The organism is Natronococcus sp. (genome assembly GCF_047921035.1).
Lineage (GTDB): Archaea > Halobacteriota > Halobacteria > Halobacteriales > Natrialbaceae > Natronococcus.
In genome coordinates this window covers 1-17,336 of the sequence record NZ_JBLRWX010000046.1, presented here as the reverse complement: position 1 = coordinate 17,336, position 17,336 = coordinate 1, and the positions used below count along the sequence as shown (strand labels likewise).

General features: G+C 66.2%; 18 protein-coding genes. 6 read left to right on the top strand and 12 right to left on the bottom strand.

The features are described 5' to 3' along the window. Nucleotides 1-128: 128 nt before the first annotated feature. Nucleotides 129-443 carry an MTH1187 family thiamine-binding protein gene (locus tag ACNA7R_RS11025; protein WP_416283616.1) on the top strand — a complete coding sequence of 105 codons (315 nt, stop codon included), beginning with the start codon at nt 129-131 and terminating at the stop codon, nt 441-443. A gap of 75 nt (nt 444-518) precedes the next feature. On the opposite strand, the gene ACNA7R_RS11020 is transcribed toward ACNA7R_RS11025, so the two are convergent. From ACNA7R_RS11020 to ACNA7R_RS11010, 3 genes are all read right to left on the bottom strand, one after another. After that, nucleotides 519-1,604 (bottom strand): thiamine ABC transporter substrate-binding protein, encoded by a 1,086-nt coding sequence (locus ACNA7R_RS11020; protein ID WP_416283615.1) that lies wholly within the window; start codon nt 1,602-1,604, stop codon nt 519-521. A gap of 51 nt (nt 1,605-1,655) precedes the next feature. Then, nucleotides 1,656-3,422, bottom strand: coding sequence for an asparagine synthase-related protein (locus ACNA7R_RS11015; protein ID WP_416283614.1), 1,767 nt, complete (start codon nt 3,420-3,422; stop codon nt 1,656-1,658). Nucleotides 3,423-3,497: 75 nt separating this feature from the next. Further along, complete coding sequence (locus tag ACNA7R_RS11010; protein WP_416283613.1) at nt 3,498-4,040, bottom strand: hypothetical protein; 543 nt, start codon at nt 4,038-4,040, stop codon at nt 3,498-3,500. A 146-nt stretch (nt 4,041-4,186) separates the two neighbouring features. Between ACNA7R_RS11010 and ACNA7R_RS11005 the strand changes: the two genes are divergently transcribed. Further along, nucleotides 4,187-4,447 carry a hypothetical protein gene (locus ACNA7R_RS11005; protein ID WP_416283612.1) on the top strand — a complete coding sequence of 87 codons (261 nt, stop codon included), beginning with the start codon at nt 4,187-4,189 and terminating at the stop codon, nt 4,445-4,447. Here the strand turns inward: ACNA7R_RS11005 and ACNA7R_RS11000 are convergent, their stop codons facing one another. From ACNA7R_RS11000 to ACNA7R_RS10990, 3 genes are all read right to left on the bottom strand, one after another. Continuing rightward, nucleotides 4,448-4,732 carry a DUF6360 family protein gene (locus ACNA7R_RS11000; RefSeq protein ID WP_416283611.1) on the bottom strand — a complete coding sequence of 95 codons (285 nt, stop codon included), beginning with the start codon at nt 4,730-4,732 and terminating at the stop codon, nt 4,448-4,450. It lies immediately after the preceding gene. A 121-nt stretch (nt 4,733-4,853) separates the two neighbouring features. Continuing rightward, complete coding sequence (locus ACNA7R_RS10995) at nt 4,854-6,632, bottom strand: nitrite/sulfite reductase (protein ID WP_416283610.1); 1,779 nt, start codon at nt 6,630-6,632, stop codon at nt 4,854-4,856. Between the two features lie 76 nt (nt 6,633-6,708). Beyond that, nucleotides 6,709-7,035: a hypothetical protein gene (locus ACNA7R_RS10990; RefSeq protein WP_416283609.1), complete on the bottom strand. Its 327-nt coding sequence runs from the start codon at nt 7,033-7,035 to the stop codon at nt 6,709-6,711. Nucleotides 7,036-7,326: 291 nt separating this feature from the next. Here ACNA7R_RS10990 and ACNA7R_RS10985 point away from each other — a divergent pair, with 291 nt between their 5' ends. Both ACNA7R_RS10985 and ACNA7R_RS10980 read left to right on the top strand, forming a co-directional pair. Further along, nucleotides 7,327-8,394, top strand: coding sequence for an mRNA surveillance protein pelota (locus ACNA7R_RS10985; RefSeq protein WP_416283608.1), 1,068 nt, complete (start codon nt 7,327-7,329; stop codon nt 8,392-8,394). A gap of 86 nt (nt 8,395-8,480) precedes the next feature. Further along, nucleotides 8,481-9,161: a DUF4336 domain-containing protein gene (locus ACNA7R_RS10980; RefSeq protein WP_416283607.1), complete on the top strand. Its 681-nt coding sequence runs from the start codon at nt 8,481-8,483 to the stop codon at nt 9,159-9,161. Nucleotides 9,162-9,201: 40 nt separating this feature from the next. On the opposite strand, the gene ACNA7R_RS10975 is transcribed toward ACNA7R_RS10980, so the two are convergent. Further along, nucleotides 9,202-9,900 carry a phosphoglycerol geranylgeranyltransferase gene (locus ACNA7R_RS10975; protein ID WP_416283606.1) on the bottom strand — a complete coding sequence of 233 codons (699 nt, stop codon included), beginning with the start codon at nt 9,898-9,900 and terminating at the stop codon, nt 9,202-9,204. A gap of 154 nt (nt 9,901-10,054) precedes the next feature. On the opposite strand from ACNA7R_RS10975, the gene ACNA7R_RS10970 reads away from it, so the two are divergent. Continuing rightward, the gene (locus tag ACNA7R_RS10970) at nt 10,055-12,718 is read left to right on the top strand and encodes a PAS domain-containing protein (protein ID WP_416283605.1); all 2,664 of its coding nucleotides are present in this window, start codon (nt 10,055-10,057) and stop codon (nt 12,716-12,718) included. A 348-nt stretch (nt 12,719-13,066) separates the two neighbouring features. Here ACNA7R_RS10970 and ACNA7R_RS10965 read toward each other — a convergent pair whose 3' ends face one another. The 5 genes from ACNA7R_RS10965 to ACNA7R_RS10945 form a co-directional block, all read right to left on the bottom strand. Next, on the bottom strand, nt 13,067-13,864 hold the full coding sequence (locus ACNA7R_RS10965) for a hypothetical protein (protein WP_416283604.1): 798 nt from the start codon (nt 13,862-13,864) through the stop codon (nt 13,067-13,069). A gap of 383 nt (nt 13,865-14,247) precedes the next feature. Beyond that, nucleotides 14,248-15,441 (bottom strand): threonine synthase, encoded by a 1,194-nt coding sequence (locus ACNA7R_RS10960; RefSeq protein WP_416283603.1) that lies wholly within the window; start codon nt 15,439-15,441, stop codon nt 14,248-14,250. Between the two features lie 69 nt (nt 15,442-15,510). Further along, nucleotides 15,511-16,209, bottom strand: a complete 699-nt coding sequence (locus tag ACNA7R_RS10955; protein ID WP_416283602.1) for a DUF4013 domain-containing protein — start codon at nt 16,207-16,209, stop codon at nt 15,511-15,513. Between the two features lie 141 nt (nt 16,210-16,350). After that, the gene (locus ACNA7R_RS10950) at nt 16,351-16,527 is read right to left on the bottom strand and encodes a 50S ribosomal protein L37e (RefSeq protein WP_006108486.1); all 177 of its coding nucleotides are present in this window, start codon (nt 16,525-16,527) and stop codon (nt 16,351-16,353) included. Next, the gene (locus ACNA7R_RS10945; RefSeq protein WP_005556806.1) at nt 16,524-16,751 is read right to left on the bottom strand and encodes an LSM domain-containing protein; all 228 of its coding nucleotides are present in this window, start codon (nt 16,749-16,751) and stop codon (nt 16,524-16,526) included. Before ACNA7R_RS10945 ends, ACNA7R_RS10950 begins: the two co-directional genes overlap by 4 nt. 125 nt (nt 16,752-16,876) lie before the next feature. Between ACNA7R_RS10945 and ACNA7R_RS10940 the strand changes: the two genes are divergently transcribed. Beyond that, nucleotides 16,877-17,179, top strand: coding sequence for a hypothetical protein (locus ACNA7R_RS10940; protein ID WP_416283601.1), 303 nt, complete (start codon nt 16,877-16,879; stop codon nt 17,177-17,179). Nucleotides 17,180-17,336: the final 157 nt, after the last annotated feature.

Here is a 17,336-nt window from a genome sequence, read left to right as displayed (position 1 = left end):
TCGGAACGGTCGCTCACGCCGCCACCTCCGTGGAGTCGCGCGTCGGGATTCGGGCTGCGAGCCGGTTCGACCACCCGGTGGTACTGCCGACCGAAACCACTACGTCGCGACCCCGGAAACGGACGGCTATGACAGTCTTCGCGCTACTTCGCGTGACCCCGATCACCGACGACGACGTAACCGAGGACGTCGCGGCCGCGATCGACGCCCTCGAGGAGTACGACGTCGAGTACGAGACGACGCCGATGGCGACGACGCTCGAGGCCGAGGACGTCGAGGAGCTGTTCGCGGCCTGCGGGGCCGCCCACAAGGCCGTCGAGGGCAGCGAGGTCCAGACGCTGGTACAGGTCGACGACAAGCGCGAGAAGTCGATGACTGCCGACGACAAGGTCGACGCCGTCGAGTCGGAGCTGGGACGCGAGGCTCGGAGCGACGGCGACTGACTCGTCGCTCGCGGCGGTGGCCGGTTCGCGACGCCCGCAATCGGTTCGCCCGGAGCGCTCGAGACCACGGCTCGCTCAGTGATCGCCGGCGGCGGTCTGTTCCCACTCCGCGAGCCACTCGTCGAGGTTCTCGTCGAGGTCGTCGTAGTCGAAAAACGGCGTGTCGTCTGGCACTTCGGCGTACTCCTCGTACACCTCCGGCAGCTCGGTCTCGCTGTTTACCGGTCCCGTCACGTTTCGCTCGGCGATCACCGCCTGCACTTCGGGATCGAGGATGAAGTCCATGAACTCGTGGGCGAGTTCGTCGTTCGTCCCGTCGGCGAAGCGGGCCATGCCGGCGATGTTGGCGTAGGCCTGGCCGTTCAGCAGCGCGACCTGGTGTTTCTCGAGGTCGTTGCCGGCGCGTTGGGCGTAGACGCGGTCGTTCGCGTAGGAGGCGACGACCGGGATCTCGCCCTCCTCGAACTGGGCGTAGACCTCGCTCCAGGAGTCGAGGACCCGAGTGTCGTTGTCGAGTAGCTCCTCCCAGTACTCGAGGTACTCGTCCTCGCCGAAGTAGTCGATCGTCCACAGCAGGAAGAGCAGGCCCGTCGTCCCGCGCTGGGGGTTCGAGACCGCGATCTGTCCCTCGTACTCGGGCTCGAGCAGGTCCTCGAACGTTTCGGGCTCGGGAACGTTGCGACCGTCGTAGACCATCGCACAGAAGCTCCGATAGGTCGGAATCACCCGACCCTGCGGGTCGAAGTAGTGTTCCTCGTCGACGTTCGCGAGGTGCTCGAGGGCGTCGTCGTCGGTCTCGACGAACAGTTCGCCGTCGGTGTTGTGGTCGGCCCGGACGACCTCGTGGGGGTTCAGCCCCAGGTAGAGTTCGGGCTCGATCTCGACGTCCTCGTTGTGGCGCTCGATGTAGTAGTTCAGCTCCTGTTCGGGCGTGTGCCACTCGAACTCGACGTCGTAGCGGTCGGCGAACTCGTCGGCGATCCACTCGCCGGGGCTGTCGCTGGGAGCGTCGACGAACGACGTGTTCGCCGCGACCCGGAGCACGTCCTCGTCGTCGCCGTTTCCGGTCGTGCCGCCGTTCTCTCCCTCCCGTGAGATGCAGCCGGCCAGGCCGAGCCCGGCGACCGTCCCCCCGCTCGCGAGAAACGTCCGTCGTCTCATTACCCGGTGATCACAGCCGGTGGTACGTAAGGGTCGCGCTTTCGATCCGCCCTACTCGTCGGCGGTCGGCAGTCGAATCGTCGAGCCGTCGGGGATCGGGCCCGACGCGTCCTCGAGGTCGAGCCGTCCCGTCGCCGCGAGCGTCCGCAGCGCGTAGAGGTTCCGAAACGCCGGCAGTTCCTCGAGAACGTCGTCGTCGACGATCCCGTACCACGAAAGCGGGTGGGAGCCGGGCTCGCTCCAGGCCGACCGCGGCGCGAGAAACGGCGGCATCCAGTCACCGCCGCGCTCGGTGAACTGGCGAACCGGCGAGTGGCGAACCAGCGCGAGGTGGCGATCCGCGGGCGAAAGCGTCCGATCCGTCAGCCCCGCCCGCTCGTCGGGAACGTCGGCCGCGCGCCGGTAGCGCTCGCGCGCGAGATCGGCGTGGAGCCCCTTGCCTCGTCGCGCCTCGAGGGGCACCCGCTCCCAGGCACGAACGTAGACGGGATCCCACAGGGGGAGCCACCACTCGAGCCCCGCGTCCTCGTAGACCCGGAGGTCGCCGTTGGTGAACGTCGCCATCCGGCCGCGCCACTCCCAGCGCTCGTAGGCTGCGGCCGCGCTCGCGCGGTCCGCGATGGCGTCCGGGTCGCGGTCGCCACGGAGTCCGCGACGGATCCGCTCGCGGGCGGCGTCCTCGAAGGTCGGATCGTCCCACTCCCACAGCGCGTAGTGGCGCTCGAGGACGTAGTCCGTCAGGGCCTCGAGGGAAGGGACGATTCGCTCCCTGTCGTCGGCACTGTCGACCTCGTCGTCGGCGTCCACGGCGGGTCCGCAGCCGACGCTCGAGGGCTCCGACCGACGGCGCTCGCCGACGAACCGCGGCAGGCGCTCGCTGGGCGTCGCGACGGTGTGACCCGGACAGTACAGGGCGTCGGTCGGTAGCCGCCCGTCGGCGACCAGTTCGCGGACGGCGGGCCACTCCGCGAGGAAGGGGAGGGCGTCGCCGCCGAACGCCTCGCGCTCGTAGCGTCGGCCGGGCGGGCCGCGATACCACTCGCGCCACGTCGACTCGTCGTAGTCACAGAACTTCCAGGGAATCCCGAGTCGAGCCGCAATCTCGCGGCTCACCTCGACGTCCGGGTGGCCCGACCTGCCGAACGTAAAGCCGATCACCTCGCGGCCGCGGTCGACGAGCGCCGACGCGAGCAGCCGCGAGTCGTACCCGCCCGAGAGCGGGACGACGACGGGACGGTCGCCCGCGACGCGCTCGAGCCGATCGAGCGCGGTCTCGAGGGCCGACTCGAGGCGGGCCCCGTGGTCGCTCGAGTCGCCGACCGAACCCGCGTCGTCGTCGGGCCCCGTGGGCCAGTAGTCGCGGTAGGTCCGCCGTTCGATCCCGTCGCCGCCGATCCGAACCACCTCGCCGGGCTGGGTCGCGTAAACCTCCGACCAGATCGTCTCCGGACCGGTGACGTACCGGGTCAGGAGGAACTCGCTCTCCGTAATCGGGTCCGTCGGCGCCTCGAGCGCCTCGCGGACGAGCCGTCCGCGATCGGAAACCGGGCCCCCGGTACCGTAGTACAGCGGAACCGACCGGGCGCCGTCGGCGACGAGATAGGTGGCGTCACCGTCCTCGAGAACGGCGGCGAAAAAGCCCTCGAGGTCGGCGGCGACCGAGGCGACAGCCTCGAGGGGGGCGTCTGATTCCCGGATTTCGGAGAAGCGAGCGGCGAGGACGTCGTCCTCGAGGAGTCGATCGTTCTCGAACGCGCGGCCCCGGACCGCGACGCCGTCGGCTCGGGTCCAGCCGTCGTGGCACAGCGCGGTCTGCATACTCGACCGTTCGGGCGCGGGCACATAGACCCGACGACAGCCGAGGGTCGGAAAACGAAAAGGGATGTTCCGGATCTACTTCCGGTTATCGGCGAGTTCGCCGCGCGGTGCCTCCTGGCGGTCGATCTCGGCCGTCCACCGCTCCATCGACTCGTCGTAGGAGGTGCCGAGGGCGATCAGGAAGCCCACGATCGCGGTCACGAGCGCGACGCTGCCCACGGCGACGACGGCGATCGAGAACAGCGTTCCCTCGAGCACCTGAGCCGACGTCAGCAGCGAGACGGCCGTGACGGCCGCGATCAGCGTGAACAGGCGGGCCAGTCGACCGGTGTCGAGTCCGCGGTGCTCGGTCGCGGTCGTGTCGGTGAGATCGACGATCTCGTTCAGGATCCCGTTGTAGTCGCCGCCAGCGCTGCCGTGACCCAGCGAGTGGATCGACTGGGCGATCCAGACGCCCGCGGTGAAGTTGAGCAGGGCGACAAAGGAGACCAGCCCCAGCTGGCCCTCGACGAACAGCCCCGCGGTGATCGCGCCGGCGAACGACAGCGCCATGATCGCGTGGGTGACCAGCGAGCGCTTGCCGAACGCCTCGAGACGAGCAACGTGTCCAAGATTCATACCAAGAGAGAGGCTCGCTACGACAATACCATCGAAGCCTAACAGTGCCAATCGTTCGCATGTGACGAGTGTCCGTTCCGACGGTTGGTCGCCCGGATTGCGTCTGCCGGGCCAGCGACTTCCGGCCCGGGCCCGGTAGCGTCGGTATGGCAGAACTCGGTACCGCGACGATCGTCTACAAGAACTCGAGCGACGAGGTAGAGGAGGTCACCGTCGACAACGACCACATCGCCTACTTCCAGGACCACTGGCTGTTCGCGTACGGCACCGACGACGACGGCAACGACATGGTCCGGCGGGTCCCGAGCGAGCGCGTCTACCACGTCGAGCGCTCGGTCGAGGAACTCGAGAGCACGTTCGACACGGCGGTCGACAAAGCGAAGGACACGCTCGAGGACCTGAGATAACTACTCGTCGGTCGCGTCCTCGACCCGATCGGCGTGTTTCTCGAGGTCGGCCGCGATCGTTCGAGCCTGGTCGGGCGTCAGCTGAAGCTCCTCCATGTGTGCCGGCAGGTATTCTTCGGTCATGTTGTCGAGTTCGAACTGGAGCCGGACGCAGTCCGGCTCCTCCCGGTCGGCCGTCGCGTTCACGACGGCGAGCGATTCCGTCTCGAACTCGTGGCCCTTCGCGACGGCGTCGACGAGGTCGAGCGTCGTGTACGCGTTGACTTTCATCAGGCGGTCTGCCATGGTTCTCGAGAGCGGCCGAACGCACTTAGGCGACCCGAAGCGAAAGCGGAAACGGCGGTAGAACGAGGCGAGCGCAGCGCTACGGAGCGGGTAGATGAGATACCCGTGTGGGGTCGACGACTCAGTCGTCGGACGGAATCGGCGTCCCGTCGTCCTGGGCGGGCGCCGGGCTCTCGTCGAGCCCGTCCGCCTCGGCGTAGGGGTACCACGTCCGCTTCGTGTTGTGCATGAACGGATCCTCGTAGTCGGTCTCCTCGGGCTCGATCAGGTCGGCGAGTTCGTCGTCGTCGCGGTCGGCGACGAACTCGCGGAAGCTCTGGGCCTCGCTGTCGCGGGCTTGCTCGAAGTTCTCGAGCAGGTTCGCGATCGCACCCGGCACCTCGTCAGCCGGCACCCGTTCTGCGATCCAGGAGGCAAACTGCGGCTCCTCGCCGAGTCCGCCGCCGAGGCCGATGTCCAGCGCCTCGACCGGTTCGCCGTCCTTGCGCGTCTTCATCCCGCGCAGGGAGACGTCGGCGATCTGGGGCTGGGCGCAGGAGGCGGTACAGCCCGAGAGGTGGACGTGGAAGTCCTCCACGCCGTCGGGAAGCTCGACGTTGTCGACGAGCCAGCGGGCGTAGCGGACCTGGCGGTTCTTCGTCTCGACGATCGAGAGCGAGCAGAACTCGGTCCCGGTGCAGGCGATCGAACCGCGCTGGAACGGGTGGGGGTCGGGACTGTAGTGCTCGAGGACCGGCTCGGAGCGCAGGTCCTCAAGGTTCTCCTCGGGAACGTCCGTAAAGATGATGTTCTGGCGCTGGGTGAGCCGGACCTCGCCGGAGCCGTACTCCTCGGCAGCGTCGGCGAGGTCGTACCCGTCCTCGACACCGATGCGACCGACGAGGACGTTCAGCCCGACGTAGTAGTTCCCGTCGACCTGCTCGTGGACGCCGACGTGGTCGTGCTTGCCGTCGGCCTCGCCGGCGTTGTAGGAGTACGATTCCCGGAGGTCCTCGCCCGCGGTCTCGAGCTCGAAGTCGACGTACTCCTCCTGGAGGGTCTCGCGGAGCTTCTCGGGCCCCCACTCGTCGACGAGGAACTTGATGCGGGCGTTGTAGCGGTTGTCGCGGTCGCCGTTGTCCCGAAACAGCGCCGAGATGCCGCCCGCGACGTCGACGGCCTGTTCGGGCGTCGCGAAGACGTCGATGTCCCGGGCGAACCGAGGTTCGTTTCGCGAGAGGCCGCCGCCGACGCGAACGTTGTAGCCCGTTACGGTCTCACCCTCGATCTCCTTCTCGGCGGGCTCGAACGCGAGGTCGTTGATGTCGCCCTGACCGCAGCCCTCGTCACAGCCCGTGACCGACACCTTCCACTTTCGCGGGAGGTTCGAGTGGGCCTCGTTCTCCTTGAACGTGTCGTGGAGTTCGGTCGCGAGCGCGTCGGCGTCGACGTGCTCGTGTTTGTCCTTGCCGGCGACCGGGCAGCCGACGATGTTGCGCCAGGAGTCACCGCAGGCCTGGACCGTCGAGAGCCCGACCGACTCGAGGCGATCGAAGATCTCGGGGACGTCCTCGAGGCGGATCCAGTGGAGCTGGATCGCCTGGCGGGTCGTCACGTCGAGCCAGCCGTTGCCGAACACCGGATTCTCGGCGGGGCCGCGGGAGAAGTCGTCGGCGATCTCGACGATCTCCCGGAACTGGCCGGGCTCGAGGACGCCGCCCGGCGGGCCGATCCGCATCATGAAATAGGACTCCTGACCGGCGCGCTGGTGGTACAGGCCGTACCACTTGAAGCGCTCGAACCACGCGTCGTGCTCGTCGTCGGGGATCGCCTCCCACCCCTCCTCCGCGAAGCGCTCGATCTCGGCGCGGATATCGGTTCCGTAGAGTTCGTCTTTCCACTGCTCGACGTCACTCGGCATTGATATCCCCGCTATGAACCCCTCGTATAAGCCCCTCCGCGTGACGTCAGTTCTCCCCGCCTCTCGCGGGTTCCGGTTACGTTTGCCGGTCGGCGCCGACCTCGAGGGTCGACTGCACGGCTTCGGGGCCGTAGGGCTTGAACTCGCCGTCGACGATGCGGCCGACGGGGAGCCGATCGATCGAGTCGCGGGTGCCACACTCGAGACACTGGCCGACCGCGTCGGCGACGACCACCGAGCCGTCGACCCCGGTTCCGAAGAACCCCTCGAGGAGCACGTACGCCGGTTCGCACTCGCAGAAGACGCCTCGAGAAAGGGTCCAGACGTCGCTGACGCTCACCCGGCGGCTGTCGTCGACGCTGATCCACGCCCCGTCGTCGAGCGTTCGCAGTGCAATCGCCATACCCCCGATTCGGTCCGGAGGGCTCTCCGTTCGTCGCCCCGGGCAATGCTTACCGATCCCGTGACGCGCTCTCGAGCGAAAATCGCAGGACGTGATCGGGAACGCCTCGAAGTCGGCGTCTCGGCTAGCGGGTCATATTGCCGGTGTGAGCGAGATGTCCGTTCGTGTTCCCACGGGGAGCCACCGCCACGCGGGCGGAGCAGGCCTCGGCGAGACCGCTCGAGCCCCGAATCGGCGGTTCCCAGCTGCAGGATCGCAGCCCACTTACCCCTACCCTGTGAATCCACAGCCATGCAGATCAAAGACCGGGAGCGGCTCGACGGGGGTCGCGAGCGGCTCACCGTCGTCCCCGAGAGCGTGGACGATCTCTGGCACTTGCAGTACGTCTTAGAGCCCGGCGACCGCGTCGCGGGCGATACGACCCGGCGGATTCAGCGCAACGACGACCAGATGCGGGATACGGGCGGCGAGCGCGAGCACATGTGGGTCGCCATCGCCGTCGACGACATCGAGTTCCACAAGTTCGCCAACCGGCTTCGGGTGGGCGGCGAGATCGTCGCCTGCTCGCGGGAGGACCAGCTCGGGTTCCACCACACCTTAAACGTCGAGGAGCGCGAGGAGCTGTCGATCGAGAAGCGGTTCAAACCCGATCAGGAGGCCCGCCTCGAGGAGGCCGAAGAAGCGACGGAAAATCCGGACGTCGCCATCGCCACCGTCGAGGAGGGACAGGCCCACGTCCACACCGTCGCTCAGTACGGCACCGAGGAGCGCGCGGCGATCACCGGACCCACGGGCAAGGGCGACTTCGCCCGCGAGCGCTCGGAGCTGTTCACGGAGCTGGCGACGGTCCTCGAGCGCCAGGACGCCGATGCGGTCATCCTCGCGGGGCCCGGGTTCACGAAGCAGGACGCCTACAAGTACATCGAACAGAACGCGCCCGAGGTCGCCGAGAAGATCACGATGGTCGACACCGCGGCCGTCGGCGATCGGGGCGTCCACGAGGTGCTCAAGCGGGGCGCCGTCGCGGACGTCCAACAGGAGACCCGCATCGAGAGCGAGGCCGAGTACATCGACGAGCTCACCGAACGCATCGCCCAGGGCGCGAAGGCCGCCTACGGTCCCGACGAGGTCCGGCAGGCCGCCGAGTACGGTGCGATCGAACGGCTGCTGATCGTCGACGACCGGCTCCGGCAGGAGCGGGGCCCCGACGGCGAGTGGCGCCTCGACGTCGACGACGTCGTCCGCACGACCGAGCAGAAAGGCGGCGAGGTGACGGTGTTCTCGAGCGAGTTCCCGCCCGGCGAGCAGCTCTCGAACCTCGGTGGCGTGGCGGCGCTGTTGCGCTACCGGCTCGAGTGACCGGGACGGACGCGGACGACCGGCTCGAGCCGATCCCGCCGAACGGTCGAACCCTTTGATATCGTGCCCCGATGTAGCATCGCGGAATGCTCACCGAACGGGCCGATCGGCTGTGGACCTACGAGGAACCGCTGCGGTTTGTCGGCGTCGAACTCGGGCGGATCATGACCGTTATCGAGCTCTCGAGCGGGGGGCTGTTCGTCCAGTCGCCGGCCGAGCTGACCCCCGACCTGCATAGTGCGCTCGAGGAACTCGGCGACGTGCGCTTCGTCGCGCCCGCGAGCAAGCTTCACGGCCACCTGTACATGGAGCAGTACCGGGCGGCGTTTCCGGACGTCGAACTGCTGGCGGCGCCCGGACTCGCGGCCCGTCGACCCGACCTGCGATTCGACGGGCTGCTTGGCGACAGCCCCGATCCGCGCTGGAGCGCCGACATCGACCAGGTCGCGGTCGACGGCCACCGCTGGCTCACCGAGATCGCGTACTACCACCGCTCGAGCGGGACCGTGATTCTTGGCGACATCGGCTTTCATATTGGTCCGTCGAGTTCTCTGAAAACGCGGCTCGTCGCACGGCTGTTGCGGATCTATCGGCGGGTCTCTCCGCCGATCGAGTTCCGGTTGACGATCGCCAACGAGGACACGTTCCAGCGGTCGATCAGGGACGTCCTCGCCTGGGAGTTCGACCGGCTGATCCCGGGTCACGGCGAGATCCTCGAAACGGGTGGAAAACGAGCCGTCGCGCAGGGGTTCGACTGGATTCTCTGAGCCCGACGGCGATTCTCCGATCGAGTTCGGGCGGGAGCGATCAGGCGTCGTTTGCGGCCTCGACGGTCTCGCGCAGGGCGTCGACGCCCTCGTCGTGAGCGAGGTCGCCGACGACGATCACGTCGGCGTGTCGGGCCATCCGGTAGGCGGAGTCGTAGTCCCGAATCCCGCCGCCGTAGAACAGCGTCGACTCGTCGACTCCCTCGCTCGCGGCTGCGACGATCTCCTCGTCGCCCAGCATCCCCGAGTACTCGAGGTAGACGATCTCCTGGCCGAACATCCGTTCGGCGACCTTCGCGTAGGCCTCGACGTCGTCGGCCTCGAGGTCGCAGTCGGCTTCGGTGAGGGTCGCCACGTCGGCCTCGGGGTTCATCACGATGTAGGCCTCCGTAGTCGTCCGCTCCCAGTCGACGGTGTCGATCCGGACCCACTCCTTGTGGGCCTCGGTGATCCAGAACGGCGAGCCGGCGTTGAACACGGTCGGGATGAAGTAGCCCTCGAGCGCGTCGTTCCGGACGACGACGCTGGGGTTCGCCGGCTCCTGGTAGAGCGGGACGTCGTGTTCGGCGCAGGCCTCGATCACCGCGGTCATGTTCTCCTCGGTCATCCCCATCGTCCCCCCGATCTCGACCGCGTCGGTTCCGGTCGCACAGAGGTCGCCGAAGGTGACGCCGTCGGGAAGCTCCTTGTCGGGGTCGAGTTTGAGAATATGGTTCCAGTCGGTCCAGGGCGCAGTCATACCCCTTCGTTTCCCGACAGCCGGCAAAAGCGCTACGAAACGGCCGCCAGACGCCGATCAGTCGGCAACTGCCGATCGCCGGCATATACCGAACCGTCGGCGATCGACCGAGTAAACACCGGGTTTATTTTTCCCGACGGACAGTAGTCCTCGTATGAGCGATCGGTCGGAATCGACCGAGGACGGGCGGCGGTCGACCCATAGCCCGGCCGTCGAACGGCAGCGGTTTCGGGCCGTCGCCGACGCCCTCGACGGCGGCGTGCTCCAGTTCGGAGCCGACGGCCGGATCGTCGCGGTCACCGACGACCTCCTCGAGATCACGGGCTACGCTCGCGAGCGGCTGCTCGACGAACGCGCCTCGGCGCTGTTCGACGACGACCTCCTCGAGCGCCGGAACGACCCACAGCCCCTGGAGACGGCGATCGATACCGCCGACGGCCGGATCGTCGACTGTACCGTCCGTCTCGAGGCGCTTACCGACGACGGGGAGGACTGCGGCGTCGTCTGTATCGTCCGGCCCACGGGGGGGACACCGCGGGCGGGCGAGTCGACCGGCGAGGAGACCGGGCGATCCCGGCGGCTCGAGCGAAGCGTCGACCAGCTCTCCGCCGAACTCGACGCGGTGTTCGACCGGATCTCCGACGCGTTCTGTGCCCTCGACGAGAGCTGGCGGGTCACCTACGCCAACGACCGGGCAGCGGAGCTGTTCGGCCGGCCGGCCGAGGAACTGCTCGGGGAGCCCCTCTGGGAGGCGCTGCCGTCGCTCGTCGACACCCACCTCGAGGAGCGACTCCGGACCGTGATGGCGACGAAAAAACCCCTCTCGTTCGAGCGCTACGTCGACCCCCTCGACGGCTGGGTCCAGATGGACGTCTACCCGACCGAGGTCGGGATCTCGGTGTACTTCCGGGACGTGACCGAGCAGGTCGAACGCGAGCGCCGGCTGACCGTCTCGGAGCGGCGGTACCGGACCCTCGCGGAGAACTTTCCGAACGGGATCGTCGCCCTCTTCGACCGCGACGGAACGTACACGCTGGCGGCGGGCCAGGGCTTCGATCGGCTCGACGCCGACCCGGCCGATCTCGAGGGGAGACACTTCCGGGAGGTCTGGGACGAGTCGGTCGCGACAACCGTCGGCCCGGCCTATCAACGGGCTCTCGAAGGCCAGGAGCAGCGGATCGAACTCGAGCAGGCCGATCGGGCGTGGCTCGTCCACGTGGTCCCCGTCACCGACGACGGGGGGGACGTCGTCGCCGGGCTGACGATGGCCCAGGACGTCACCGACCAGAAGGAACGCGAGCGCTTCCTGCAGGACGCGAAAGCCCAGCTCGAGGCCGCCACGGAAGCCGGCGCCGTCGGGACCTGGGAGTGGCGCGTCCAGGAAGACCGGTTTATCGCCGGGACGGCCTTCGCCAAGACGTTCGGCGTCGATCCCGACGAGGCCCGGGAGGGGGTCCCCCTCGAGAGCTTCGTCTCGTCGATCCACCCGGCCGACCGCGACCGCGTCGAGCGAAGCATCGAGGACGCCCTCGAGCGCTGCGGCGAGTACGAAGAGGAGTACCGCGTCCGCGACGCCGACGGCGAACTCCGCTGGATCGTCGCCCGCGGTCACGTCGAGTGCGACGAGGACGGGATCCCGCGTACCTTCCCCGGGGCGGTCGCCGACATCACCGAGCGAAAGCGCGCCGAGCGGAAGCTCCAGACCCACAAGCGCCAGCTCGAGACGCTGTTCGAGGTGTTGCCCGTCGCGGTCATCGTCGCCGACGCCGACGGGCGGCTCATCGAGGCCAACGAAACGGCCCGGGAGCTGTGGGGCGGCGACGTCTTCGACGCTGAATCGATCGGCGACTACGACCGCTACGACGGCTGGTGGGCCGACACCGGCGAGCCGATCGACCCCGAGGAGTGGACGATGACCCGCGTTCTCGAGGGCGAGGAGGTCACCGAACCCGACGTCCACGAGATCGAGACCGTCGACGGCGACCGCCGGATCGTCATGAGCCACGGGATGCCAGTCAGGGACGAACGGGGCGAGGTTCGTCGCGGCGTGATCACGCAGATCGACGTCACCGAACGCCGGGAGTACCAGGGCCGGCTCGAGGAGACGATCGAAAAGCTCGAAACCTCGAACGAACGCCTCGAGCGGTTCGCCTACGCGGCCTCTCACGACCTCCAGGAGCCGCTACGGATGGTCTCGAGCTACCTGCGCCTGCTCGACAAGCGCTACGGCGACCGACTCGACGGCGACGCGGAGGAGTTCCTCGCGTTCGCGGTCGACGGCGCCGACCGGATGCGCGAGATGATCGACGGGCTGCTCGCCTACTCCCGGATCGAGACCGCCGGCGAGCCGCTCGAGCCCGTCGAACTCGAGGCGGTGTTCGACGACGTGCTCGCGGAGCTGGGCGGTCGGATCGAGGAGTCGAACGCCGAGATCAGCGCCGAGCCGTTGCCCCGGGTCGAGGGCGATCCCAAGCAGCTCCGGCAGCTCTTCCGGAACGTCCTCTCGAACGCGCTCACGTACTCGCGGGACGGCAGTCCGCGGATAGCCGTCTCGACCGACCGGCAGGGGACGATGTGGCGGATCTCGGTCAGCGACGAGGGGATCGGCATCGATCCCGACGATATCGAACGCATCTTCGAGGTGTTCAACCGGCTCCACACCCACGACGAGTACGCCGGCTCGGGGATCGGACTCGCGCTCTGTCGGCGGATCGTCGAGCGCCACGGCGGCGAGATGTGGGCCGACTCCGAGCCCGGCGAGGGGTCGACGTTCTCCTTTACGCTCCCGGCGGCCGACGGGGCGTACGATCGTCACTGAAAATCAGTGCGCATCCGACCGGACGACGGCTAGACAATAAGGACCAGAATTTTTAGATATCAATAGGGTAGATAGTGACACAATTTCTTTATTCAAAATCTCATGTGAAATTCGCGTTACGTACAGGTGAGCGATGTAACACAGCCATTGGTAACATATACAATCACTGTCATAAGTGTCGTACAAGAGTTAGAGGATGGATTCAGCAGGAGGTGTAAACAATTTTAGTCGCTGGTTGTGGGCCTCGGAACTCGAACCCCCGACAATTTACCAGGACCAAACATCGAGCAATTTAATCGACGTCCGATAGACATGATTGAGGGTAGCTCCAAACGCTGTCTTAGAAGATTACTGAAAGAGTTCCTTGAACTCGTCAGAATCCTTGACGACTTCTAGCGGCTTTCGCTCTAATCTGTCGATGACTTGGTTGATGACGGGGTGTTCGTATTTCCATTTGGTCTCGGTCCAGAGGACGTCACATTCGCAGCTAATGGCTTGTGACCAGATCACCGCGTCCCGGTAATCGCCAGGTTCGGGTTCGTGGTAGGTTTCGGAGATGTAGATCATCGACATTCCAAAAATATACCGCTTGACGGGGATATCGGCGTCATCGAGTATCGCCATGCCATCTGACCGCTGTTTCGCGTATTCTGCGAAGATCCCGATTTTCTTGAGTGCGACACTCTGCGGCACGTCATCCGGAATTTCCATGTGGCCCTCTAGGTCCAGGGTTTCTAACCGGCGCGTTCCCTCGATGAATTCCGTCATGACAGAAGATGCCGGTTCAGCATCGAAGTCTGCATCCCTGAATAACGCCTGCAACGTTTCAACGCTATCCACCCCTTGTGTGGCGTACAGGCAGTACTGGTGCCACGTTTCATCGATTGTGGCAAGCACAAGTGGTTGGTCCGAACGGCGGTATTCGCCAGCGGGATCGTTATTAAAGGGGCCAAGATATTCATCGGTGAACTCGTCGATGATGGGGGCCAATTCATCCTGGTGATCGCGTCGTACCAGATCTAAAAAGTTGCCGTGACTGAAAACGATCTCCAGGTCATAGTCATCGTAGAGACGGCGGAACTCCTCAAGAAAGCCCTGTTGCTCTTTGAGATTAATCCAGACCTTGGTATCCAGCAGCACTCGCATCTTTGTTGATAATAGCAACAGCGTCGTCATCATTCTTCAATATTCGGAGGCCTAGCTACCGAGCTTCATGTGCCTCTTGAAGTCGCTCGTGGAACGCTGGGTAGTTGCTGCTATCTTCACCATTCAGCGTGTCTGTGATTTCATCTTGGAACCCGGTATAGCTCCAAAGAGCATCAGAATAATAACCACCTCTATGACCACATAGTGTTCGTCATCAGCCAAGGCGCTCCATTTGCGCCTTGTATCTTGCATGGTGCTCAGAACATCACATGGAACTGAGAGGAATTCAGACGGTCAGTTCGCACCCATAATGTAACGAATCGGACAATTTAGATTCGCTGTCCAGACTAAACAAAGAACCGCACTACCAACGACTGCTACAGTCAAACCCCCTTGCTCATCAGGTGGCTGCGCAGGACGTCGGCCTCCTTGTTCCCCGTTCCGGTGTTGACCGCGACGACCGTCTCGTCGCCGTCGAAGGCGCCCCGGTCGGCCAGCTCGAAGAGGCCGCTGACCGCCGCGGCGCAGGTCGGCGCCATCTCGAGTCCCTCCCGCTTTGCGACTTCGATCGCGGCGTCGAGGATCTCGGGGTCGTCGGTCGCGACGGCACCGCCGTCGCTCTCTCGCAGGGCTTCGAGGATCCACGGGCTCGCGCCGGGGTCGGGGATCTCGATGCCGCCACAGATCGTGTCGGGGTGGTCGACCGGTTCGTGGACGTCCCGGCCCGCCTCGAAGGCCTCGACGATGGGCGCACAGCCCGACGCCTGCGCGGCGTAAAAGGACGGGACGTCGTCGGTCAGGCCGAGCGTCTCGAGCTCCCGGGCGGCCTTGTACATCCCGACGAGACCGACCCCGCCGCCGGTCGGGTACGAGATCACGTCGGGGCTCTCCCACTCGAGGCGTTCGGCGATCTCGTAGAACATCGTCTTCTTGCCCTCGTGGCGGTAGGGCGTGGCGAACGTCTGGAGGGAGTACCAGTCGTCGTGCTCCGCCAGCCCCTCCTCGAAGGCCGCGACGGCCTCGCCGATCCGGCCCCCGACGACGTTCATGTCGCCGCCGTGGACGTTGATCATCGCCTTGTTCGTAAAGCCCGAACGCGAGGGGACGTAGACGTGCGACTGCATCCCCGCCCGTCCCGCGTAGGCCGCGGCAGCCTGGCCCGCGTTGCCGGCCGACGCCAGCGCGACGTCGGTCGCGCCGTGCCCGTCGGCGGCCGTCACGGCGACCGTCTGGCCCCGATCCTTGAACGTTCCCGTCGGGTTCCGCCCCTCGTCTTTGATAAGCAGCCGGCCGACGCCCAGTTCGTCGGCCAGGGTCGGACACTCGACCAGCGGCGTCGCCCCCTCGTTCATCGTCACCGCGGCTTCGCGGGGGAACGGGAGCAGCTCTTCGTAGCGCCACAGCGAGTCGAACGGGCGCTCGGCGAGCGTCTCGCGATCCAGCTCGACCGCGTCGTAATCGTAGCTCGGATCGAGAATCCCACCGCAGTCCGGACACCGGTGGCTCTCCGCGTCGGCGTCGACCGTCGACTCGCAGTCGACGCACTCGAGGCCCTCGAAGGCGGCTGTCGTCTCCATAGGGGTGTGTTCGCGGCGCGGGACTAATGGCTGTTCATCGGACTCGAGAGCGGGGTCCCGGTTCCGGGGTCAGACGGCGGGACGCTCGCTCGAGGGCTCGCCGTCGGCTCCCTCGATCGAGACCGGGTGGAGGTCGCCCCAGGTGTGCCCGATGACGTAGTAGGCCGCGACCAGCGCGTAGAACGCGACGATCGCACCCAGGACGGTTCCGACGAGCGGGACGGCGTTGAGGATCCCCGAGACGAACGAGCCGACGACGACGATCCCGAACGCCAGCAGCCACCCCGTCGCGTACGTTCCCGTCGCGAGGACCCACCGGAGTTCGCCGACGTCGAACCCCGCGCCCAGGCGTCGCTCGCTCGCGAAGTTCGCGATCGCGGCGGGCGAGACGTAGGCGGCCGCGACGAACGCCGCGAGGGTGACGACTCCGGCGAGGAGGAATCCGATCGCGCCGACCGATCCCGGCGTTCCGCCGGTGGCGAGCCAGACGCCCCCGAACAGAACGGCGCCGACGACCGCGGGAACGAGCGAGTAGGCGAGCAGGATCGCGAACGCCTTCGCCCCGTCGATCGTCAGGTCGCCCCAGTCCTCGAAGCCGGGGGCCTCGTCGTCGTCGCGGCTGGTCCGATCCAGCACGCGGACGACGTACCCCCAGACGAGAAAGAGCGGGATCAGCAGGAAGCCAAACAGCAGGCAGAGGCCGCCGATGATGCTCGTCTTCAGCGCGTCGTCGCTGTCTTTCAGGTAGGTGAGTGAGTCGGATAGCATGGTGTCCTCGATCGGCTGCAGTCGCTCGCGGTCGATCGAGAGTTCTACGCGCGACAGCTATATTAGGTGCTCGTCGCCTCGAGCAACGAACGGACGGAGAGCCGCGCTGCTCGAGGCGCTCGAGACCGAAGAGACAGAAGTTCAGTTGTCGCCGGTCTTGGACTGCCACTCGTAGTCGCGGCGCTTGGCGGACTTGCCGAAGCCGCACGACGAGCAGACCTTCTTTTTCGTGTGGTAGGACTTCTCTCCGCAGCGACGGCACTTCGTGTGCGTCGTCTTGTTCTTCTTTCCTTGGCTCGGGGTTCCTGCGCCAGTCATGGAGTGATCGAGACGACGTTATCGCCGCGTATAATCGTTGTGTCTTCGACCGGCGCCTCGTCGTCCACTTCCCGGTCGCCGGCCCTCGAGACGTCCTCGAGCACGAGGTTCATGTGCTGGTCGTAGCCCGTCAGATCGCCAACGTACTCGTCGCCGCTCTTGAGCCGCACGGTGACGCGTTCGCCGAGCGACGCCTCGAGGACGTCAAGCGGTCGTCCACTCATACAACACACCGCCAGTGACGAGCACTTAATCGTACCGGTCGAGGCTCCGAAATTCCCGGTTCGGCGGCCGCCGACGCGCTCGAACAAGCCAAACGGCTAAGTGATCGCTCGCCGACTCCCCCGACATGGGAGAGAAGAAGTTTACCCTCATCGAGCTGAACCTCCAGGGCGACCACCAGTTCGGGCCGCGAGCGATCGACGACGCGCTCCCGTTCGGCGAGAAGCGGGAGGCGGCCGACCTCGAGGACGAGGCGGAACTCGAGGGCGAAGCGGAAGCCGACGAGGAGGGCGGCGGAAAGGGGGCGATCGGTGCCCTGATCGCGCTGGTCGTGCTCGTCGCGCTCGGCGTCGCGGCGAAGAAGTACACCGAGGACGACGAGGTCGAGGAGTTCCCCGAGGACGAACAGCCCGACGTCGTCGTCACGTAGTCGGTACGGCGCAGCTCTTCTGAGGCGATCGGAAGACCCTACCTGTAGTTGGGAGTGCGATCTCTCCAGTTTGAGTGGTGAACGTGAACTGCTCGATTCGTTACGTCGAAAGTGCGAATGGAGCGTTCGGCGTCAGGTTTGCAGCCCGACCAACCGC